Raw genomic sequence first — 19774 nt, 5'->3', positions numbered from 1 at the left:
GCCGTTTCACGGGCCAAGCTACCCGGGCAAAGCACACATCATGAAAACACACAGCAGCTTCTTTTTTACCGGCGCCACCATTCTCACCCTGTTCGGCCTGCTCAGTGGCCACTGGCTGATGCTGCCGCTTGCCTTCCTGCTGGCCTTCTGCGGCATGGTAGCGGCGGACCGCGAGCAACTGGCCGATATGGACGTGCAAACGGCAGCCATGCTGCTGGTGCTGCCCAGCCAGCACCCCGTGCTGCCGCTTGACCACTTCCATGGTAATGAATTGCTGTTCTATCAGGCCGGCAGCCCGGTGTACCGGGTATTGCAGGCCAATGGCGCCAGCTGGGAGCTGGTGGGTGAGTATGGCAAGGTCGAAGACGTCAGCGGCTGCATCCGCGTCTACCCCGGCTACCTGTATCGGCGCCAGGCACGCTGAGACCTGCACACCGACAGCGCTGTCAGCAGCGGGCCACTAGGCCGGCGGTGGCTGATCTGCCTGCTCGGTATCGCGAATTTCCTGGGCCAGGAAAAAATTGAGCGCTGTGCGCAGTACCGCAATGGCGGCAAGCTTGCCGATCTGGTCCCAGCTAGGAGCTACCGCAGTAGACAGGATATCCGCCGCCAGCTGCAACTCGAGCGCCAACGCCAGAAAGCGGGCAAAACTCAGCCGCACCGCGTTGTATTGCGTCATGCCCGGCTGGAAGCAGCGTTGCAGGTAGCGCACGCCGGCAAACAGCACCCCCACGCCAATCACCAGCGCACCGCAGGCCTCGACCCCCAGTTTCAGCCACAGCACCAGATTCAGCACCAGTTCTTCCACTCCGGATTCGGCGGGTGACAGCATGTCTTCTCCTTGCAGGTGATGTGCTCGCTCCAGCATACACGCAAGGTACGGCACTGGCAGCAGACGGCCAGCGATGCCAAGCGCATGCTATGCTGCGGCATTACCCTGCTAGCTCCCCCGCATGCTGCTACTGAAACTGACGCTGGTTCCTGCCTTTCTCTACCTGCTGGCGCTGGTGGCACGCTATTACGGGCCACAACGTGCAGGCTGGATGGCCGGCCTGCCGGTGGTGGCCGGCCCTATCCTGTGGCTGCTGTTGCAGGAGCATGGCGCCGACTTTGCCACCCACGCTGCCATGCAGGCCATCGCGGCAATTGCCGCTTCCGAATTGTTCAATCTGGTTTATGCCCGCAGTGCCTCACGCCATGACTGGCCGCGGACGCTGACTGCCGCACTAGGCGCTTGGTTGCTGGCAGCCTGCCTGCTGCAGCTCCTGAAGCCATCGCTGCCCCTGGCTCTGGCCGTGGCCGGGCTGGCCGTCGTGATCAACAGTTATTGTCTGCCCCAGCCTGGAGCGGGCAGCATACCTGGCGCGGCCAAGGAAGTATTGTGGCTGCGCATGCTGGCGGCAGCCTTGCTGACGCTGCTGGCAAGCCTGGTGGCCAGCCAGATGGGAGCACGCTGGAGCGGCATGGTGGCGGTATTTCCCTTGCTGGCGGTGGTGATGGCGGTGGCCACCCAGCGTACGCAAGGCGCAAGGGCAGTGCAGGCGCTGCTGCGTGGCATGCTGCTGGGGCGACTGGGTTTTGCCGGCTTCTGCCTGGCACTGGCGCTGCTACTGCCCCGCATGGAGGAGAATCCGGCCTTCCTGCTGGCCAGCCTGAGCGCAATCGGGCTGCAGCTGCTGTCACGCCGCCTGCTGCCGTCTAGCGCCCGAACAACACCAGCAGCCATACCGCCGCCAGATTGATCAGGCCCAGCAGCTGGGCCGCACTACCCATGTCCTTGGCGCGCTTGGCCAGCGGATGACGCTCCAGCGAGGTGTGATCCACTGCCGCTTCGATGGCGGAATTGAGCAATTCGATGATAAGGGTGGCCAGCGAGCTGGCTACCAGCATGGCGCGTGCCAGCGGGCTGGCCGGCACCAGGAACAGCGCACAGGGAATCAGGATGCAGGCCAGCAAGGCCAGCTGGCGAAAGGCATCTTCATGGCGGTAGGCCGCCTTGATGCCATCCAGCGAATAACCGAAGGCGTTGATCAGCCGGCGGACGCCGGTCTTGCCCTTGAACGGGCTTTCCTCATGCTTGCTCATGTCAGATCCAGTGATTGCGTGGATGGCGGGTGGCATTGTGCCGGCCCGGCGAGCGGCATGTTAAGCGCTGCCGGCCAGCCGGGCAAGCTAACTGGCCTTGCCGCCAGCGGCGATGTTGCCGCCGGCAGATGACAGGCTGATGGCAAGGTTCAATGCGCGGTGGCGCGTTCCAGTGCGTCGATGTACAGGCCGGCGACATTGATATCGGTCTGGTCCATGATTTCGCGGAAGCAGGTGGGGCTGGTGACATTCACTTCGGTCAGGTAATTGCCAATCACATCCAGCCCGGCCAAGAGGATGCCGCGCTTTTTCAGCTCCGGGCCGACTGCTTCGGCGATTTCCCGGTCGCGTGCACTCAGCGGACGTGCTTCGCCACGGCCACCGGCGGCCAGATTGCCACGGGTTTCCCCCGCTGCCGGAATGCGCGCTAGGCAGTAATCCACCGGCACGCCATCGATCACCAGCACGCGCTTGTCGCCATCGCGGATTTCCGGGATATAGCGCTGGGCCATAATGGTGCGCTTGCCGCGCAGGGTGATGGTTTCCAGAATCACCGACAGATTGGGATCGTTCGGGGTTACCCGGAAAATGCTGTCCCCCCCCATGCTGTCCAGCGGCTTGAGAATCACGTCCAGATGCTGACGGATAAAGGCCTTCAGCCGTGGGGTTTCGCCAGTGATCATGGTGGGGGCGGTCAGCTCGGGGAAGTTGAGGATGGCCAGCTTTTCGTTGAAGTCACGCAGCGCCTGGCCACTGGTGAATACCTTGACGCCCTGTGCCTCGGCCAGCGTGAACAGCTGCGAGGCATACAGGTATTCCATGTCGAACGGCGGGTCCTTGCGCATCACCACCGCGTTGAAGGCGGTCAGCGGCTGGCGGTGTACGTCGTCCAGCTTGTACCAGGCCGGGTGGTCACCCTTGCGCTCGTCGGTGACGGTGAGGCCACGGGCATCCACCAGCAGGCGGCCGCCTTCCACCGACAACTGGTGCGCCTGCGCATGGCTGATGGCATGGCCGCGTCGTGCCGCCTCTTCCATCATGGCAAAGGTGGTGTCCTTGTAGATCTTGAACTGTTCCAGCGGATCGGCGATGAACAGGATACGCATAGTGCTCTCCAGGGTTTCGCCAGCACGCACTGGCGGGCCGGCTGGCGGCCAGGGGATTCATTGATGATAGTAGGCATCCAGCGCATAGCGCCGGGTAGATGTCTTCCAGCGGCCGTTGACCAGGGTTTCGCGGGTCACCCGCACCTGTTTGCCGGCCGGGTCCTGCGCGTCTTCAATCAGCCGCTCCACCGCCTGCAAGCGATGGCGGACATCAAACTGGTAGTGAGTGGTTTCGTGGTAGCAGCAACCGCTTTTGGCAAAGGTGCTCAGCCGCTTGCGTTTAGCATCCACCTGGAACATGCCCAGCGTTTCGCCAGTCAACGTCGATAATTCATCACTCAAGACAAACTGTTTGCTGGCAGTGTCGTAGAGATACACGCTGTAGGTGGGCCCGCCATAGGGGCCGTCATTGCCGTTCTGCACCGCGAAATCGGCATGGCCGTCGAAGTCGAAGTCAGCCACATTGATCACGCCCTGCAAATCATACAGCCGCGCGCTATTGACCAGCGGCTTGCCATCGTCGCCATGCGCCATATACACATTGTCCAGCCGCAGCTGCTGTACGCTGCGCTGGCTGCGCTTGTCGATGATGTTGATGATGGCCGGGCCTTCGGCTGCCCAGTCGCGTTCGCCCCAGTTGAGCAGGCTGATGTCAAAGCGGTAAGCCGGCGCGGCATTGTCGATGTGCTGGCGGATCAGCTGCGCTGCCTGCAATTGTTGCAGCCGCTCTTGATAACGGCTTTGCAGGCAGGTGGCATCAGCCTTGCACTCGGCACGCGGTCCGGCCAGCCACTGGCGCTGATTGCCTTGCAGCAGGCCTTGCTGATTGTGCTGGCGATAGGCAGCAGCCACTTGCTCGTCCAGGGCCGACAGTGCCGGCTGGCTGCAAATGGCCTGCTCGGTGGCACTTGACGCCTTGCTGCAATCAAAGCTGGCCGCCGTTGCCACGGCGGGTAATAGCAGCAGCCACAGCCAGCGCAGGGTCGGCATGGCCTCAGTCGCGCTCGGGGTCGGTGTTTTCCAGCTCAAGCGAAGCGGCCAGCAGCGCCAGACGGGCAATCACGCCGTAGGCGTAGAAGCGGTTGGGCGCACAGTCCGGCGAGCCATGCTTGTCCGGCAGGCAGGGGGTTTCAAACGACAAGGGTACAAACTGCATGCCCGGGGCGTTGAGGTTTTCGTCAATGCCACGGCCGGTATGCACGCGGTAGAACCCCCCGGTGACGAAGCGGTCCATCATGTACACCACCGGTTCGGCAACGGCGTCTTCTACCGTTTCGAAAGTGTAAACCCCTTCCTGCACGATGACTTCGGAGACTTCCAGCCCTTCTTTCACCACCGACATCTTGTTGCGTGCCTTGCGATTGAGGCCGATGACCTCTTCCGGGCTCTTCACGCTCATCACGCCCATGCCATAGGTGCCGGCATCGGCCTTGACGATGACGAAGGGGTCGTTCTTGATGCCGTATTCGCGGTATTTGGCGGCGATCTTGTCCAGCGTGCTGGCCACGGATTCGGCCAGCGCGTCCTCGCCCTGCCGCGCATGGAAATCCAGCCCGTTACAGTTGACGAAGTAGGGGTTGATCATCCACGGGTCGATGGAAATCAGCTGGGCAAACTGGTCGGCCACCTGGTCGTAGGCGGTGAAGTGGTTGCTCTTGCGCCGTACCGCCCAGCCAGCATGCAGCGGCGGTAGCAGGTTCTGCTCCAGATCCTTCAGGATATCGGGAATGCCGCCGGACAGGTCGTTGTTGAGCAGCACCACGCAGGGGTTGAAACCATCAGCCAGCTTCAGGCGGTTGCCCTGGCGCAGGATGGGCTCCAGCTTGACGATGTCGCCGCCAGCGCTGGTCAGCTCGGTGATTTCGGTGATTTCCGGGTTCAGCGTACCCAGCCGCACCTTGAGGCCGGCCTGCTCGAAAATGTGTACCAGCGTGGCCACATTTTGCAGATAAAAGGTATTGCGGGTATGGTTTTCCGGAATCAGCAAGATGCTGCGCGCTTCCGGGCAGACTTTTTCCACCGCAGCCTGCGCCGCCTGGATGGACAAGGGCAGGAAGTCAGGGTTGAGATTGTTGTGTCCGCCGGGGAACAAATTCATGTCCACCGGGGCCAGCTTGAAACCGCTGTTGCGCAAGTCGACCGAGCCGTAAAACGGTGCGGCGTGGTTATGCCACTGACTGCGGAACCAGTGCTCGATGTGGGGCTGGGCGGTAAGAATGCGACTTTCCAGTTCCAGCAGGGGGCCGGTCAGTGCAGTGGACAGATGTGGGACGGTCATGGGTTCCCCTAGACGGTGGATGACTTGCAGCGAATTGATCTATGGTGGGGGTTGCAGCCGGGGAATTCAAGCCTTCAGGATGAAGGAATGCTTCACCGCATCCGCTTTGGCATAATGCCGCATTGACCAGCAGTGGCTCACCGCAGCGACCATGCAGCTTGCAGCACAGATAGTCGCCATGCGAGGCCTGCTGGTGCAGCAGACGGCATTTTGCCCGCCGGACATGAAACTTGGCCGCAGGCCGCTGCTCCAAAACCATTCGGGTGAAATTCCCTTACCACTTGCCACTCACCATGATGGAGGCCACATGAGCCCGACTTCCCTGCGCGCCAGCCTGCTGGCCGCCCTGTTCTGCCTGCTGCCACTGAGCGCACTGGCTGCACCCACGCTGGCGCAAACTCGCTTCACCGATCAGGCCGGCAGCTCGGTATCACTGCGTGCTTACCAGGGCAAAGTGGTGCTGGTGAATTTCTGGGCCACCTGGTGCGGCCCCTGCCGCGAAGAAATGCCCATGCTCAATGCGCTGCGCGAACGACTGGCCCCCAAGGGGGTGGAGGTAGTGGGCATTGCGCTGGACAACAAGACTGAAACCTATAACTTCGCCCGCCAACTGAAAATCAGCTACCCCATCGTACTGGGCGACAGCGATACCCTGAGCCTGCTGCGCACACTGGGCAACCCGGCGGGTGCCCTGCCCTACAGCATCATTCTGGATCGCAATGGCAAACAGGTGGGCAGCCTGCTGGGACGGCTGAACGAAAAGAATCTGGAAGACACACTGCGGCATTTCCTGTAAACGCACGACGCCCCGGCAACAAAAATCCCCGTAGCACGCTACGGGGATTTTTCATGGCCAATACCGCCAAACAGCCTGATCAGATGGCTGCCGCCAGGGTGGCGCCCTGGTTGATGGCGCGCTTGGCATCCAGTTCGGCCGCCACATCGGCACCACCAATCAGGTGCACCGTCTTGCCGGCATCCAGCAAGGGCTGCTGCAATTCGCGTAGCGGATCCTGCCCGGCACAGATGATGACGTTATCCACCGGCAACACCTGCGCTTCGTCCTTGATGACAACATGCAGGCCAGCATCGTCGATCTTCTGATAGCTGACGCCGGACAGCATCTTTACCTTTTTCATCTGCAGGCTGGCGCGATGAATCCAGCCGGTGGTCTTGCCCAGGCCATCGCCCACCTTGCTTTGCTTGCGCTGCAGCAGGTAGACCTCACGCGGGCTGGCATGCGGCTGCGGGCCTTGCGGGCTGAGGCCGCCAGGCTGTTCCACGCTCATGTCCACCCCCCATTCACGCATGAAGGCGGCTACGTCCAGTGAGGTGGACTTGCCCTCGTGGGTGAGGAATTCTGCGGTATCAAAACCGATGCCACCTGCACCGATAATGGCCACCTTCTGGCCCACCGGCTTGCCATGTTTGAGCACATCCAGGTAATTCAGCACCTTGGGATGATCGATGCCATCGATCTGCGGTAGGCGCGGCGCGATGCCGGTAGCCAGTACCACTTCGTCAAAATCCTTCAGCATGGCGGCATCGGCACGGGTGTTCAGCCGCAGCGTGACACCGGTAGCCGCGATGCGGTTGGCAAAGTAGCGCAGGGTTTCGACAAACTCTTCCTTGCCGGGAATCTTCTTCGCCACATTGAACTGGCCACCGATCTCGCTGGCAGAATCGAATAGCGTCACCTGATGGCCACGCTCGGCAGCAATGGTGGCAAACGCCAGCCCAGCCGGGCCGGCCCCGACTACCGCCAGTTTCTTGGCCTGGGTCACCGGGGTGTAGTTGAGTTCGGTTTCACGGCAGGCACGCGGATTCACCAGGCAGCTGGTGAGCTTGCCTTGGAAAATGTGGTCCAGACAGGCCTGATTACAGCCAATACAGGTATTGATGCTGTCAGCCTTGCCGGCGGCGGCCTTGTTGACGAAGTCCGGGTCGGCCAGGAAGGGACGCGCCATCGACACCATGTTGGCACAGCCACTGGCGAGGATATCTTCAGCCACATCCGGAGTATTGATGCGGTTGGTGGTGATCAGCGGAATGTTCACCTTGCCCATCAGCTTTTTGGTCACCCAGGCAAAGCCGCCACGCGGCACCATGGTGGCAATGGTGGGGACACGGGCTTCGTGCCAGCCGATGCCGGTATTGATGATGGTGGCACCGGCGCGCTCGATTTCCTGCGCCAACTGCACCACCTCGTCCCAGCTGCTGCCGTTCTGCACCAGGTCCAGCATGGACAGGCGGTAGATGATGATGAAATCGCTGCCCACCGCCGCACGTACCGCCTTGACCGTTTCAATGGCAAAACGGATGCGGTTGGCAAAGCTGCCGCCCCAGTCATCGGTACGCTTGTTGGTGGCGCGGGCGATGAACTGGTTGATCAGATAGCCTTCCGAGCCCATGACCTCGACGCCGTCATAGCTGGCCTGCTGGGCCAGTCTGGCGCAACGGGCAAAGTCGGCAATGGTCTGCCACACGTCGGCATCGGACAGCTCACGCGGGCGGTAGAAATTGATGGGCGCAATCAGTGGCGAGGCCGACACGCATTTTTCCTGAAAGCTGTAACGACCGGAATGCAGGATCTGCAGCGCAATCTTGCCACCGGCCGCATGCACGGCAGCGGTCACCTTGCGGTGATCCGGCACATGCTGCTCATCCGCCAGCATGGACGCGCCCTCGGCCACACAGCCTTCCGCATTCGGCCCCACGCCGCCGGTGACGATCAGCCCGACGCCGCCACGGGCGCGCTCGGCATAAAAGGCCGCCATCTTGTCGAAGCCACCGGGGGCTTCTTCCAGGCCGGTGTGCATGGAGCCCATCAGCACGCGGTTTTTCAGCGTGGTAAAACCCAGATCCAGCGGGGAGAGCAAATGCGGATAAGCAGTCATGTTTCGTCCTCGTCGACGTGGCGAGCAGGCGCTCACCCTGATTGTGGTTCAGTCGCCGGTCGCTTGCCGGCATGACATGGATTATTTTCGCTCGACAATACTTACTAGTAAGTAAGTTGTCAACGCAGGCAATCAGGCTATGGCTGCCAGCAGCGTGTCACTGGCGCGGTCGCTCAGGCTTGGCCGGGGCGGCCAGGCTGCTTACACTGTGGTTTTTCTGCCGGATAAACCATGCCCCTGCCCCGCCCGCTCGCCAATCTGCTTGCCCTGCCGCCCTTGCTGGCTGCCGGCAGCTTTGCGCTCACCCACAGTCTGTTCTGGCCGCTGCTGCTTTACCTCGGCATGAGCGTGCTGACTTTTGCCGTGTACGCTTGGGACAAGCGCCAGGCTATTCACCATGGCCGCCGCACGCCGGAAAAGCTATTGCACTGGCTGGAGCTGCTGGGCGGCTGGCCGGGTGGCGTGCTGGGCCAATACTGGCTACACCACAAATCCAGCAAGGGTAGCTATCAGCTAGCATTCTGGCTGATCGTACTGGCCCACTGGCTGGCCTGGGGCGGCTGGATCGCCTGGCTGTGGCATGTCGCCCACCCTGTCTGAAGCCGTAGTCCTAGCGCTTGATCACCCGGTCCAGCCACTTCTGGATGTCCTGCAATACCTCGGCCCGATTGCTCTCGTTGAGCATTTCGTGACGCCCACCCGCATAGACATGGCTGTGGATATCGATCAGCCCGGCATCGCGGTAGCAGATTTCCAGCTGGCCCAGCGCCAGCCGGCCATGGCTGACCGGGTCGCGGCTACCGGCCAGCAGATACACCGGGCAATGCCGTGGCAAGCGCCCTGCCGCTGCGGCCTCGCCCTGCTCCAGCGCGATGATGCCGCCAAACAGATCAACCCATAGGCCGGGAGTGGGATCAAAGCCGCATAGCGGATCGGCAATATAGGCATCCACCTGCGCGCGATCACGTGACAGCCAGTCCATGCTGGTGCGGGCGGGAATAAAAGCCAGATTGAAGCTGCCAAACACCAGCCTGGCCATGAAACGGCTGGGTGTATTCATGCCGCCCAGCCGTCCAGCCAGCTGTGCCACGGCACGCAGCACACGGGCCAGCGGGCGCTGGCGATAGCCGGTGGCGGACAGCAGCAAGCCCGATAGTTGGTCGCCGTACTGCAGGAAATAACTGCGTGCGATAAACGAACCCATGCTGTGACCGAACAGCAGCAAGGGCAGACCCGGATGTTGGGCTACCGCATGCTGGCGCACGCATTCCACATCATCCACCACCTTGTCCCAGCCATGCTCGGCGGCAAACCAGCCTTGATGGGCGGCATGCGGGCCATGGCCGCGATGGTCATGGGCGTAGACCGCAATGCCTTGCGCCGCCAGTAGCTGTGCCACCGGCTGATAGCGGGCGGCATATTCGCTCATGCCGTGAGCGATCAGCAACACGGCGCGCAGCGCCTGCCCGGTAGGCGGCAACCAGCGGCAGCCATGAATGCGGTGGCCATCGGCCGCCAGCAGATCGAAATGCTCCATGTTTTCCTCGCAGAAATAAGGCGTCTGGCTTGCCGCTATACAAAAGCCGGGTACCAGACTGCATTGAGTATGGGAACGACACCGCCGCCACGCCCCGGTGGCAGCATCACTGAGCAGAAAACATGATTTTGTCGTGGCTGGCAATCGCCACGCCGTTTCAGGCCAGCATCTGTTGCGGATCGAAACCGGCATGAGTGAGCGAAGTCAGCACATGGTCGCGCCACTGGCCGTTGATATACAGGTAATCGCGCGCCAGCCCTTCTTCGACAAAGCCCAGTCGCTGCAACAATGCGGCGCTGCGGGCATTGGCCGGCTGGTAATTGGCCTGCAGCCGGTGCAGGCGCAAGTCGGTAAAGGCAAAGCGGATGACTTCTGCCACGGCTTCTTGCATCAGTCCCTGGCCTTGCAGGGTGTGGTCGATGCCATAGCCCAGGTGTGCCGCCTGAAACACCCCGCGCACGATATTGCTGAGGCTGACCGTGCCGACGATCTGCTGCGGCTGCTGCGGCTGCTGCGGCTGGGTGAGCAAAAAGCGTGCACCACGGCCCTGCTCCCAGCTGAGTGCCTGCTGACGCAGCTGCATGGTCCAGTACAGCTCGGTAAAGAACATGTCGCCGGGCTTGGGGTCCCAGGCGGCAAAGTGCTGGCGGTTACGCACCTGATAATCCAGCATGGCGCGCGCCAGGCCGATGTGCGCGGGCAGCAGCTGCAGGCGGGGCGTGGCAAGGACTGGCTGGATGGTGGTCATGGCGGCGTCTGGCATAGGGAGAATGGTCTGTGAGTGTAAGCGCAGGCCATGAGTGACTCAAGCAGCATGCCGGACGCAACAACGCCCGGACGGGCCGGGCGTTTGCGCTTGGGCTACGACGAAAACCAGCTTAGTTGCCGGTCAGGCGTTCCAGCGCCTCGCGGTACTTGGCAGCGGTCTTTTCGCGCACGTCCAGCGGCACGGCCGGGGCCGGGGCCTGCTTGTTCCAGCCGGAAGCTTCCAGCCAGTCACGCACGAACTGCTTGTCGAAAGACGGCGGATTGCTGCCGGCGGCATAGCTGTCGGCCGGCCAGAAGCGGCTGGAGTCCGGGGTCAGCGCTTCGTCCATCAGCACTAGGGTGCCATCTTCATCCAGACCAAACTCAAACTTGGTATCGCAGATGATGATGCCGCGCTTGGCGGCGAATTCGGCAGCAGTCTTGTACAGCAGGATGGCGGTGGCACTGACCTTGGCCGCCAGTTCGGCACCAACGATCTCCACGCACTGTTCGTAGCTGATGTTTTCGTCGTGGTCGCCCACCGCCGCCTTGGTGGACGGGGTGAAGATGGGCTCGGGCAACTGGCTGGATTCCTGCAGGCCAGCCGGCAGCGCGATGCCGCACACGGTGCCGGACTTCTGGTATTCCTTCCAGCCGGAGCCGGCCAGATAGCCACGCACCACGGCTTCGATCGGCACCGCCTTCAGGCGCTTGGCCACCACGGCACGGCCAAGCACTTGTGGCAGATCTTCAGCCGATACCATGTCTTCCGGCTTGTCACCGGTCAGGTGGTTGGGCACCACGTCCTTCAGGGTTTCAAACCAGAAGTTGGAAATGGCGGTAAGGATCTGGCCCTTGGCCGGGATCGGGTCGTCCAGGATCACGTCAAAGGCCGACAGGCGATCGGTGGCGATCATCAGCATGCGCTTGTCGTCGATCTCGTACAGATCGCGTACCTTGCCGGAGTAGATTTTCTTCAGGCTTTTCAGATTGGTGGTGTTAAGTCCGGTCATGACACGTCCTTGCTTGCGAGCTGGGCCATCAGGCCATCGTGGGGCCATCGGCGATATTGAAAACTTGGCGGCACCGCTGGCAGCCATGCCAACAGTGCCGATTGCTGCTTACAGCGTATCTTTCAGCGCTTCGGCCTGTTCCAGCGCCTCGTCGGCAGTGGCCGCCATCACGTTGAAGTGGCCCATCTTGCGGCCCGGCCGTGCCTGTTTCTTGCCATACAGGTGCAACTGGGCGTTGGGGGCTTCGGCCAGCACGTCCCAGTTGGGTTCGCGGCCATCTTCCTTCCATACATCACCCAGCAGGTTCACCATCACCACCGGGCTGAGCAGGTCGGTGCGGCCCGGCAGCAGGCCGCACATGGCGCGCACTTGCTGCTGGAACTGGTCGGTGAGGCAGGCAGTCAGGGTGTAGTGGCCGGAATTGTGCGGGCGCGGGGCGATTTCATTCACCACCAGGCTGTCGTCGGCCAGCACGAAGAATTCCACGGCCAGCACGCCCACATAGTCCAGCGCTTCGGCCAGGCTTTGCGCCATCTGCTGGGCCGATGCTGCCAGCGCCGGGGCAATACGCGCCGGTACGATGGACACATCCAGAATGCCGTTTTCGTGGCTGTTTTCCGCTACCGGAAACACCGCCATCTGCGCACTGCTGACACGGGTGACAATGGCCGATACTTCCAGCTTGAGCTCGAGCATCTTTTCCAGCACACAGGCCTGACCACCCAGATTGGCATAGGCAGCGCGGGCTTCTTCGGCGGTGCTGACCCGTACCTGACCCTTGCCGTCGTAACCCAGACGGGCGGTTTTCAGGATGCCGGGCAGATAGGGCGACAGCTCGACCTGGATGTCTTCGACGCTTTCGATGGCCAGATAAGGCGCAGTCGGCAGACCAGCCTTGTTGATCCACGATTTTTCGACGATACGGTCCTGGGCGATGGCCACACAGTCGCCGGAGGGCGACACGCGGGTGGTACGGGCCAGTTCGCGCATGGCGTCGGCATTGACGTTTTCGAATTCGGTGGTGACGGCGGCACAGGTCTGCGCCAGGGTCTTGAGTGCCGCAGCATCATTAAAGGGCGCGCACAGGTGTACATCGGCAAACTGGGCAGCGGGTGCGTTGGCATCCGGGTCCAGCACCGTTACCCGGTAGCCCATGGTCTTGGCAGCCACGGCGAACATGCGGCCCAGCTGGCCACCACCGAGGATGCCCAGCATGGATGGCGGCAGGATGGCAGCCATTTACTCGACCTCCGGCAGCGACATCGCCAGCACGGTTTCTTCCTGCCGCTTGCGGAAGGCAATCAGCTTTTCCGCCAGCTCCGGCACGGCATTGGCCAGCATGGCCACGGCAAACAGTGCGGCATTGGCCGCACCGGCTTCACCAATGGCGAAAGTGGCCACCGGGATGCCCTTGGGCATTTGCACGATGGACAGCAGCGAATCCTCGCCACGCAGGTATTTGGACGGCACCGGCACGCCCAGCACCGGCAGGTGGGTCTTGGCTGCCAGCATGCCCGGCAGGTGGGCCGCACCGCCAGCTCCGGCGATGATGGCTTTCAGACCGCGCGCGGCAGCGGTTTCGGCGTAGTTGAACAGCAGGTCCGGGGTACGGTGGGCGGAGACGACGCGGGTTTCAAAAGCAACGCCGAAGTCCTTCAGTACGCGGGCGGCGTTCTGCATGACTTCCCAGTCGCTGTTGCTACCCATCACGATGCCGACTTCAATCATGGCGGTGCAGCTCAGGGAGGAATAAAGAAGTGATTTTACCTGAGAGCGGGGGTGCGCCGGAATGGTTTTTTATTTTGATATCAAGACATTTATCGCACTGTGCTGATTTGCCACCCACCCCTCAGCCCGGCCGTGGATAGGTGAACAACAACAGATGAGCGGTATTGAAGGCCAGATGCGCCAAAGCAGCCAACGCCACCTGGCGGGTAGCGGCGTAGATCAGGCCATAGCCCAGGCCGGCCAGCGTGGCCAGCCCCACCCAGCCCCAGCCGCCGGCAAGGTGGGCCGCGCCAAACAACAGCGAGGCGGCAATCAGCGCGGGCAAGGGTTCCACCCGGTTTTCCAGCCAGCGCTGCAGGCCGTGGCGGAACAGCGCTTCTTCCGGCAGGGCAGTAAGAAAGAAATTGGCAAACAGCCAGGGCAGCAACCAGGCCGGCAGCTTGGGGGCGTAGGTGATCATGCCGCTTTCCTGCGCCAGTGCCAGCACCAATACCAGCAGCAGCCCCCCTACCGCCGCCACGGTACTGCCCCAGGCCCGGCCATGGTGCGGCGCACCGTGCAAGCCCAGTAGCAGCAGCCAGCCGGCCACGCCCTTGTCGAAACTCCAGAACAGCAGGTACACCTCACTATTGGGTGTCGCCCTGCCCTGCCACAGCAAGGGATTGTCAAAGCCGGGCAAGGCATGCAGGGCCAGTGCCAGCAACAGGGCAATCCACAGCACCTGCAGTTCGGCGCGGGGGCGCCGGTAAACCGCATAGCTGAGCCCACCGGCCAGCAGTACCGCCAGCAAGCCCAAGGGCTGCAGCAAACCGCTGCAGACGGCCAGCACAATGGCGGCGACACCGGCCAGCACGGACGAGCGCGGCAGACTGAGGCTTTGCAGCAGCAAGGCGGTGGCCAGCAGGCCAAAGCCGGCCAGTTCCAGAGGGGCGGGTAGCATCATGGGCAGGTACTGCCTACCCGACCCGTACAAGGCGGGCCGGGTGGCAAAGGCTTACATTTTGGTGAGTTGCTCACGCGCCTTCTGCGCGGCGGAGCTGGCAGGATACAGCTTGATCAGCCGCTTGAGCGTGGTCTTGGCACTGTCGGCCTGTCCCAGGTCACGCTGGCAGTTGGCCACATTGCGCAGCGCATCCGGTGCCTTGGGATTGTCGGGGAACTGCTCGGCAAAGCGGCGATGGATCTCGATGGCGGCATCGTACTGGCGCTGCGCGGTATGCGCCACACCCAGCCAGTACAAGGCATCGACGGCTTGTGGCGTATTCGGGTTCTGTTGCACATACAGGCTGAGCGCGGCGGTGGCCTTGGGGAAATCGCGGGCGCGCAGCAGGTTCAGCGCCTTGTCGTAATCAGGGCTGGTCTGGGTATCGGCAGCAGCGGCGCTCGTGCTGGCAGGCTGGCTGGCGGTCTGCTGGGCCGCGGCTTCCTTGCCGGCACTCTCCAGGTGGGACAGCCGGCCATCCAGATCGTTATACAGATCGTTCTGTCGCTTCTGCGTGGTTTGCAGATTGTAATTGGCCACTTCCACCTCGCCGCGCAGCTTGGCGACTTCGGCCTTGAGGCTGTCTACCTGATTGACCATTTCCAGCAGCTTCTCATTGGACAGCTTGCTTTCCACTTCGGACAATCTGGCGCTGGCCTGGCGATTGACCTGATCGATCTGGTTGCGGGTTGCTTCGATGTCGCTGGTGGTGGCGCAGGCTGACAGGGTGAGCAGCAGCGCCGCGCTGAGGGCAAGCCGTTTCATGGGGCAGTTCTCGGTCCGTTGAATACAGGTTGGCCGAACATCATAGCAGTCCGCGGATGTCCATGGACTGATGTTCGGCCTGTTGCATGCATGCCGGCAGCGGGGCGCCCAACTGGCCGCCCGTGTCGCCGGTGTTACTCGCCGTTGTACAGAATGTCGGCGCGGCGGTTTTCGGCAAAGTCAGCTTCGGTATTGCCGGTTGCCTTCGGCTTTTCCTTACCCAGGCTGACTGCTTCCACCTGGCTTTCCTTCACGCCCAGCACTTCCAGCGAGCGCTTCACGCCCTCGGCACGACGCTGGCCCAGGCCCAGGTTGTATTCGCGGCTGCCACGGGCATCGGTATTGCCCTGGATGATGACCTTGCGATCGGCGTGATCTTTCAGATAGCCGGCATGGGCTTCCACGGTGGGCTTGTCGCTGCTCTTCACGGTGGAGGAGTCAAAGTCGAAATACACGCTGCGCTTGGCCAGCGGGCTGTTCGGGTCGTGCAGCGGATCACCCTGCACCGACTTCATGTCGCTGCTGCCGGTATCCACCGGGGCAGTGGTCTGGCTGCTGCTGGCAGCGCCATTATTGCTTGCCGGTGCTACCGGAGCCGGTTTGGTGCTGGCGCAGGCGGCCAGCAGGGTGACCGTGGCGGTGCCGAGTACGAGTTGCTTCCAGTTCATGCCTTCACTCCTTGGATTTGAATGCACTACATCATTGCGGATTGTTGAAAGGGCCCCATGACGGGTCCTGCACTTCGCCATTGATTACTGCCAGTTTCACCTTGCTGCTGCCATCCAGCGTGGTGGCGTACAACACGCTCTTGCCGCCGGCATCGCTGGCATACAGCACCATGCGGCCATTGGGGGCGAAACTGGGGCGTTCGTTATAGCCATTGTCCGACAGCGCACGCACATCGCCGCTAGCCAGATCCTGCGCCATCACCCGTAAACGGCCTGCCTCGCGCCGGATAAAGGTCAGCGTGCGGCCATCCGGTGAAACACGCGGCGAAACGTTATAGCTACCTTGCCAAGTAACGCGCTGGGCGGCTCCGCCGCTGACAGCCATGCGATAAATTTGCGGCCCGCCGGTGCGGTCGGAGACAAAGTAAATCTGGCTGCCATCCGGGGTGAAGGCCGGCTCGGTATCAATCGCATCGCTATAGCTGAGGCGGCGCGGCGCACCACCCAGCGTATTCACCAGATAAATCTGCGAATTGCCCGTAGTGGTCAGCACTACCGCCAGCTTGCTGCCATCCGGGCTCCAGGCCGGGGCGGAATTGCTGCCCTTGAAATTGGCCACGGCCCGGCGCTGGCCGGTGGCCAGATCCTGCACCCACACCACCGGCTTCTTGCTTTCAAACGACACATAAGCCAGATAACGGCCATCCGGACTCCAGCTGGGCGAGATGATGGGTTCTTTCGAGCGCAGAATGGTTTGCGCCCGATTGCTGTCCACATCGGTGATCAGCCCCACCTGCAACATATAGTTGCGGCCGTTTTTCAGCACATACACCACCCGGGTATTGAAAATGCCCTTCTGCCCGGTAATGGCCTGGTAAATCATGTCGGCAATGGTGTGCGCCACTTCACGGCCACGGTCTGGCGTCACGGTGAACTCACCGGAAGTCAGCTGCTTTTTCTGTGCCACATCCAGCAAGCGGAAACTGATCTTCACCTGGCCGCCGGCCACTGGCTCAACCTTGCCGATGGCGATGGACTGCGCGCCGGCAGCCTGCCACAGCGGGTAGCGGACATCCGCCGGCTCCACCGGCACATTGGCGACAGTCGAGCCATCCACCATGCGAAACACGCCGGACAACTCCAGGTCGTTGCGAATGATGGGCGTGAGTGCTTCGCGCACACGACTGCCCTCATCCTTGAACGGCACCACGGCAATGGCGTGCTTGCTGGCACCGCCGCCAACGATTTCGATGGTCATTTCAGCGCGAGCAGCCGTGCTGAGCAACAGGGCAAACATTAGCAATGCCTTAAACAGAGTACGGATGCGCGGCATGAGTTCCCTCTAGAGACGAAATTTCGTGAAAAACCTGTGATTCTTCGGCCATTGACTGCCCCCGGCGATCAGCGGGGGCGGAATTCCATCTTGAACTGGCGATAACCATCGTTGAAGTTGGCCCCGGCCGGCAGGCTGGGGAAGGTACCCGCCTCCCTGATGGCGCGCTGGACCGCCTCATTGTAAGCACTGCTGTTGCTGGGCCCGATCACCTGCACCTTGCTCACCTCCAGCGTCGGCAACAGGGTCACCAGCACGACCACCTTGGGATTGCCGCTCAGATCGGGGGGAATCTGCACCAGCGGAGTGATCTTGGCCTTGACCTTGTCGATCCACGCGCCCTTGGCTGCAGCCGAGCCATTGACCGATCCACCGGCCATGCCATTGGCGCTGCCAGCCTGCGTGCTGCGGGCATTGGCCTTGTGGCTGGTATTGGGGCTATCCAGCGAGGACAACAGATCATCAGCCTCATTCTTGTAGCTCTTGGCCTGCTTGCTGCCCTTGCCCGGTACGGCTGGCGGCGGGGTCTTGGCCGTTTTCTTGTCGGCCACAGCTGGCGTGGCCGGCTTGCTCACCGCTTTCTCTGCTGGCTTATCCTGCTTTTTCAGCGGCTCCGGCTTTTTCGGCGCTTCCACTTTCTTCACCGGTTCCGGCTTGGGCTTTTCCGGCGACAGCTTATGCACTGGCTCGGGCTTTTTCTCCGGTTCAACCGGCGGTTTGACCAGATGCTGCGGTTTGGGCTCCGGCTTTTTCTTCGCACCCAGATTGACCTCGGCCGGTGGTTCTGGCGGCGGGGCGGGCGGCGTGACTACCGGGGTGGCCGGTACGGGTTTGACGATGGCTGCCGGCTCGGTCACGGCGGGTGGTGGTGGCGGTGCACTACTCCACAATTCCAGTGCCAGCGGTACTTCCTTGACTGGCTGCTGGCTGTTCAGACCGGCCCATAGCAGCAGGCCGCCCACCAGGGCGTGGAACAGCAGCGAGGCCAGCAATGAGCCGGAGAGGGAGGAGTCGGAGCGCTTCATGCCTTACTGACGATTCTGCTGCTTGACGGTGAGGGCCACACGCTTGATGCCGGCCTTGTGCAGGTCGTCGGCCACCGCCACTACTTCGGAATACTTCAGGTCTTTGTCGGCAGAAATGGCCACCGGGCGGTCGGCACCGGCCAGCATGGCAGCCACCTGTGTGGCCAGCGTGCTACGCGATTCCACCGCTGTCACCTTGTCGCCGTCCTTGATTTCCAGCTTGCCGCCCGCATCCAGCACCACCTCCAGCGGTGGCTGATCCAGCGCGGCGGCCTGCGATACGCTGGGCACCTGGATCACCCCTGGGGTGAACATGGGCGCAGTCACCATGAAGATGACCAGCAACACCAGCATGACGTCGATATACGGCACCACGTTCATCTGGTTCATTTGGCGGCGGGGGCGGCGATTCAGCATGGGGGTCCGGACAAAAGTTCAGTTTGCCATCATAGCACCGCACCCGAATGGGCCGGATGACAAACATCTTGCTTAACAAAAAAGGGGTCTGACCCGGGGTATGCCGGGAAAGTTCGCGGCCAGCCGTAGCTGGCGCGGGTTAAAGCCGGGTGCACAGCGTCAGGCCGTCCCCTATCGGCAGCACGCAGTGGCGGATGCGCGCATCCTGCTGCAGCCGAGCATTGAAATCATGCATCAGCTGCACACCGGGCGGGTCTTGCGGCCGTGGCGACACCACGCGGCCGGACAGGAAGATGTTGTCGATGGCGATGACACCACCGGGGCGCACCAGCTGCAGACAAGTCTCGTAGTAGTCCTGATAGGACGGCTTGTCGGCATCGATGAATACCAGGTCGAACTGGCCGGCGCGGCCTTCTGCCAGCAGTTGCTGCAGTGTCAGCAGTGCCGGCTGCAATACCAGCCGGATGCGCGACTCCACCCCGGCCTTGCGCCAGTATTCGCGCGCGATGGCAGTGAACTCCTCGCTGACGTCACAGGCCACCGCCTCGCCATCGGCCGGCATGGCCAGCATGGCGGCCAGCATGCTGTAACCAGTGAACACACCGATTTCCAGATAGCGGCGCACGCCCAGCAGCTGCACCAGCCAGCCCATGAACTGCCCCTGCTCCGGGGCGATCTGCATCTTGGCCATGCGGTGGCCGGCGGTAAACTCGCGCAGTTCACGCATCACCGGATGCTCGGTGAGGCCAATGGCCATCAGGTAATCATGCAGTGGGCCGTCCAGCGGCACGGTACGACTGGTCATGGATGTTCTCGGCAAAATGACAAAACGCCCACTCGGTTTGCCTGTCCGGCACGGTGGCCGTGAACGGGGCTGGCAGCAGGGGGCGTTCTGGGTGGACCCGGCATGGGCCGGGCCGGGAACTGCTTATTCGGGCTGGTAGACGTAAGGCTTTTGCGCCACGCTCGATTCCTTCCAGCGGCGCTGATCGTCCAGGCTCACCTTGCGGTCCCACAGGGTAAGGCGCAGCTCGCGACGCTGCTGGTCTACTTCTGGATTCTTGTCCAGAAATTCGCTCATGAATTTGGTGAAATCGGACTGGTACATGGTTTTCCCCTGTCGTTGATCGGCGGATTTTAATCGATACGCCGGGCAGAGGCCATGGTATTGCCGGATATTTGCCAGCGCGGCG

Annotated in this window: 23 protein-coding genes; 4 read left to right on the top strand and 19 right to left on the bottom strand. The window is 62.1% G+C overall.

Annotated elements, in window-relative coordinates; genetic code table 11:
- The first annotated feature begins 40 nt into the window (after positions 1–40).
- Entirely contained in the window at positions 41–424 is a 384-nt protein-coding gene (locus H2Z84_RS16000; protein WP_181836862.1) for a hypothetical protein, read from the top strand.
- Between the two features lie 36 nt (positions 425–460).
- Here the strand turns inward: H2Z84_RS16000 and H2Z84_RS15995 are convergent, their stop codons facing one another.
- On the bottom strand, positions 461–832 hold the full coding sequence (locus H2Z84_RS15995; protein ID WP_220272868.1) for a DUF1622 domain-containing protein: 372 nt from the start codon (positions 830–832) through the stop codon (positions 461–463).
- 121 nt (positions 833–953) lie between these two features.
- Between H2Z84_RS15995 and H2Z84_RS15990 the strand changes: the two genes are divergently transcribed.
- Positions 954–1742: a hypothetical protein gene (locus H2Z84_RS15990; RefSeq protein WP_181836860.1), complete on the top strand. Its 789-nt coding sequence runs from the start codon at positions 954–956 to the stop codon at positions 1740–1742.
- Here H2Z84_RS15990 and H2Z84_RS15985 read toward each other — a convergent pair.
- From H2Z84_RS15985 to gshA, 4 genes are all read right to left on the bottom strand, one after another.
- Positions 1699–2085 carry a diacylglycerol kinase gene (locus H2Z84_RS15985; protein ID WP_082693396.1) on the bottom strand — a complete coding sequence of 129 codons (387 nt, stop codon included), beginning with the start codon at positions 2083–2085 and terminating at the stop codon, positions 1699–1701. The genes H2Z84_RS15990 and H2Z84_RS15985 overlap by 44 nt on opposite strands.
- Before the next feature lie 149 nt (positions 2086–2234).
- On the bottom strand, positions 2235–3191 hold the full coding sequence (gshB, locus tag H2Z84_RS15980; protein WP_181836859.1) for a glutathione synthase: 957 nt from the start codon (positions 3189–3191) through the stop codon (positions 2235–2237).
- 57 nt (positions 3192–3248) lie between these two features.
- Entirely contained in the window at positions 3249–4181 is a 933-nt protein-coding gene (locus tag H2Z84_RS15975) for an XAC2610-related protein (protein WP_181836858.1), read from the bottom strand.
- Positions 4182–4185: 4 nt separating this feature from the next.
- Positions 4186–5469: a glutamate--cysteine ligase gene (gene gshA / locus H2Z84_RS15970; protein WP_181836857.1), complete on the bottom strand. Its 1284-nt coding sequence runs from the start codon at positions 5467–5469 to the stop codon at positions 4186–4188.
- Positions 5470–5776: 307 nt separating this feature from the next.
- Between gshA and H2Z84_RS15965 the strand changes: the two genes are divergently transcribed.
- Positions 5777–6265, top strand: coding sequence for a TlpA family protein disulfide reductase (locus H2Z84_RS15965; protein WP_181836856.1), 489 nt, complete (start codon positions 5777–5779; stop codon positions 6263–6265).
- A gap of 79 nt (positions 6266–6344) precedes the next feature.
- Here the strand turns inward: H2Z84_RS15965 and H2Z84_RS15960 are convergent, their stop codons facing one another.
- Entirely contained in the window at positions 6345–8366 is a 2022-nt protein-coding gene (locus tag H2Z84_RS15960) for an NADPH-dependent 2,4-dienoyl-CoA reductase (RefSeq protein WP_181836855.1), read from the bottom strand.
- A 231-nt stretch (positions 8367–8597) separates the two neighbouring features.
- Between H2Z84_RS15960 and H2Z84_RS15955 the strand changes: the two genes are divergently transcribed.
- Positions 8598–8966, top strand: coding sequence for a DUF1294 domain-containing protein (locus H2Z84_RS15955; RefSeq protein WP_181836854.1), 369 nt, complete (start codon positions 8598–8600; stop codon positions 8964–8966).
- 10 nt (positions 8967–8976) lie between these two features.
- Here the strand turns inward: H2Z84_RS15955 and H2Z84_RS15950 are convergent, their stop codons facing one another.
- From H2Z84_RS15950 to H2Z84_RS15890, 13 genes are all read right to left on the bottom strand, one after another.
- Positions 8977–9903: an alpha/beta hydrolase gene (locus H2Z84_RS15950; RefSeq protein ID WP_181836853.1), complete on the bottom strand. Its 927-nt coding sequence runs from the start codon at positions 9901–9903 to the stop codon at positions 8977–8979.
- A gap of 157 nt (positions 9904–10060) precedes the next feature.
- Positions 10061–10651, bottom strand: coding sequence for a GNAT family N-acetyltransferase (locus H2Z84_RS15945; protein WP_181836852.1), 591 nt, complete (start codon positions 10649–10651; stop codon positions 10061–10063).
- Between the two features lie 130 nt (positions 10652–10781).
- Positions 10782–11663 carry a phosphoribosylaminoimidazolesuccinocarboxamide synthase gene (locus H2Z84_RS15940; protein ID WP_103523044.1) on the bottom strand — a complete coding sequence of 294 codons (882 nt, stop codon included), beginning with the start codon at positions 11661–11663 and terminating at the stop codon, positions 10782–10784.
- Positions 11664–11771: 108 nt separating this feature from the next.
- A complete protein-coding gene (locus H2Z84_RS15935; protein WP_181836851.1) occupies positions 11772–12902 on the bottom strand; it encodes a 5-(carboxyamino)imidazole ribonucleotide synthase in 1131 nt (376 codons plus the stop codon).
- Positions 12903–13391, bottom strand: coding sequence for a 5-(carboxyamino)imidazole ribonucleotide mutase (purE, locus tag H2Z84_RS15930; RefSeq protein ID WP_103523042.1), 489 nt, complete (start codon positions 13389–13391; stop codon positions 12903–12905). It lies immediately after the preceding gene.
- Positions 13392–13512: 121 nt separating this feature from the next.
- Positions 13513–14334 (bottom strand): CPBP family intramembrane glutamic endopeptidase, encoded by an 822-nt coding sequence (locus tag H2Z84_RS15925; protein WP_181836850.1) that lies wholly within the window; start codon positions 14332–14334, stop codon positions 13513–13515.
- A gap of 51 nt (positions 14335–14385) precedes the next feature.
- Positions 14386–15138, bottom strand: a complete 753-nt coding sequence (ybgF, locus tag H2Z84_RS15920; protein ID WP_103523040.1) for a tol-pal system protein YbgF — start codon at positions 15136–15138, stop codon at positions 14386–14388.
- A 134-nt stretch (positions 15139–15272) separates the two neighbouring features.
- The gene (gene pal, locus H2Z84_RS15915; protein WP_103523039.1) at positions 15273–15806 is read right to left on the bottom strand and encodes a peptidoglycan-associated lipoprotein Pal; all 534 of its coding nucleotides are present in this window, start codon (positions 15804–15806) and stop codon (positions 15273–15275) included.
- A 31-nt stretch (positions 15807–15837) separates the two neighbouring features.
- Complete coding sequence (gene tolB, locus H2Z84_RS15910; RefSeq protein WP_258869432.1) at positions 15838–17103, bottom strand: Tol-Pal system beta propeller repeat protein TolB; 1266 nt, start codon at positions 17101–17103, stop codon at positions 15838–15840.
- Positions 17104–17207: 104 nt separating this feature from the next.
- Positions 17208–18164, bottom strand: a complete 957-nt coding sequence (locus H2Z84_RS15905; protein ID WP_181836848.1) for a TonB C-terminal domain-containing protein — start codon at positions 18162–18164, stop codon at positions 17208–17210.
- A gap of 3 nt (positions 18165–18167) precedes the next feature.
- Positions 18168–18581 (bottom strand): biopolymer transporter ExbD, encoded by a 414-nt coding sequence (locus H2Z84_RS15900; protein ID WP_181836847.1) that lies wholly within the window; start codon positions 18579–18581, stop codon positions 18168–18170.
- Positions 18582–18720: 139 nt separating this feature from the next.
- Positions 18721–19386, bottom strand: a complete 666-nt coding sequence (locus H2Z84_RS15895; RefSeq protein WP_181836846.1) for a class I SAM-dependent methyltransferase — start codon at positions 19384–19386, stop codon at positions 18721–18723.
- A gap of 123 nt (positions 19387–19509) precedes the next feature.
- A complete protein-coding gene (locus H2Z84_RS15890; RefSeq protein ID WP_124645182.1) occupies positions 19510–19689 on the bottom strand; it encodes a DUF3460 family protein in 180 nt (59 codons plus the stop codon).
- Positions 19690–19774 lie beyond the last annotated feature (85 nt).

It is taken from the genome of Aquitalea aquatica, assembly GCF_013911085.1.
Lineage (GTDB): Bacteria > Pseudomonadota > Gammaproteobacteria > Burkholderiales > Chromobacteriaceae > Aquitalea > Aquitalea aquatica.
Note: the sequence above shows the minus strand (reverse complement) of the source record. Positions and strands in the feature narration are given on the sequence as shown.

Coding starts and splice junctions, on each gene's coding strand:
- H2Z84_RS15950 (WP_181836853.1), bottom strand. CDS start 9,903: ATGGAGCATTTCGATCTGCTGGCGGCCGATGGCCACCGCATTCATGGC.
- H2Z84_RS15895 (WP_181836846.1), bottom strand. CDS start 19,386: ATGACCAGTCGTACCGTGCCGCTGGACGGCCCACTGCATGATTACCTG.
- H2Z84_RS15960 (WP_181836855.1), bottom strand. CDS start 8,366: ATGACTGCTTATCCGCATTTGCTCTCCCCGCTGGATCTGGGTTTTACC.
- H2Z84_RS15995 (WP_220272868.1), bottom strand. CDS start 832: ATGCTGTCACCCGCCGAATCCGGAGTGGAAGAACTGGTGCTGAATCTG.
- gshB (WP_181836859.1), bottom strand. CDS start 3,191: ATGCGTATCCTGTTCATCGCCGATCCGCTGGAACAGTTCAAGATCTAC.
- H2Z84_RS15955 (WP_181836854.1), top strand. CDS start 8,598: ATGCCCCTGCCCCGCCCGCTCGCCAATCTGCTTGCCCTGCCGCCCTTG.
- H2Z84_RS15935 (WP_181836851.1), bottom strand. CDS start 12,902: ATGGCTGCCATCCTGCCGCCATCCATGCTGGGCATCCTCGGTGGTGGC.
- ybgF (WP_103523040.1), bottom strand. CDS start 15,138: ATGAAACGGCTTGCCCTCAGCGCGGCGCTGCTGCTCACCCTGTCAGCC.
- H2Z84_RS15905 (WP_181836848.1), bottom strand. CDS start 18,164: ATGAAGCGCTCCGACTCCTCCCTCTCCGGCTCATTGCTGGCCTCGCTG.
- H2Z84_RS15990 (WP_181836860.1), top strand. CDS start 954: ATGCTGCTACTGAAACTGACGCTGGTTCCTGCCTTTCTCTACCTGCTG.
- H2Z84_RS16000 (WP_181836862.1), top strand. CDS start 41: ATGAAAACACACAGCAGCTTCTTTTTTACCGGCGCCACCATTCTCACC.
- H2Z84_RS15900 (WP_181836847.1), bottom strand. CDS start 18,581: ATGCTGAATCGCCGCCCCCGCCGCCAAATGAACCAGATGAACGTGGTG.
- tolB (WP_258869432.1), bottom strand. CDS start 17,103: ATGTTTGCCCTGTTGCTCAGCACGGCTGCTCGCGCTGAAATGACCATC.
- H2Z84_RS15940 (WP_103523044.1), bottom strand. CDS start 11,663: ATGACCGGACTTAACACCACCAATCTGAAAAGCCTGAAGAAAATCTAC.
- H2Z84_RS15925 (WP_181836850.1), bottom strand. CDS start 14,334: ATGATGCTACCCGCCCCTCTGGAACTGGCCGGCTTTGGCCTGCTGGCC.
- gshA (WP_181836857.1), bottom strand. CDS start 5,469: ATGACCGTCCCACATCTGTCCACTGCACTGACCGGCCCCCTGCTGGAA.
- H2Z84_RS15975 (WP_181836858.1), bottom strand. CDS start 4,181: ATGCCGACCCTGCGCTGGCTGTGGCTGCTGCTATTACCCGCCGTGGCA.
- H2Z84_RS15965 (WP_181836856.1), top strand. CDS start 5,777: ATGAGCCCGACTTCCCTGCGCGCCAGCCTGCTGGCCGCCCTGTTCTGC.
- H2Z84_RS15985 (WP_082693396.1), bottom strand. CDS start 2,085: ATGAGCAAGCATGAGGAAAGCCCGTTCAAGGGCAAGACCGGCGTCCGC.
- H2Z84_RS15890 (WP_124645182.1), bottom strand. CDS start 19,689: ATGTACCAGTCCGATTTCACCAAATTCATGAGCGAATTTCTGGACAAG.
- pal (WP_103523039.1), bottom strand. CDS start 15,806: ATGAACTGGAAGCAACTCGTACTCGGCACCGCCACGGTCACCCTGCTG.
- purE (WP_103523042.1), bottom strand. CDS start 13,391: ATGATTGAAGTCGGCATCGTGATGGGTAGCAACAGCGACTGGGAAGTC.
- H2Z84_RS15945 (WP_181836852.1), bottom strand. CDS start 10,651: ATGACCACCATCCAGCCAGTCCTTGCCACGCCCCGCCTGCAGCTGCTG.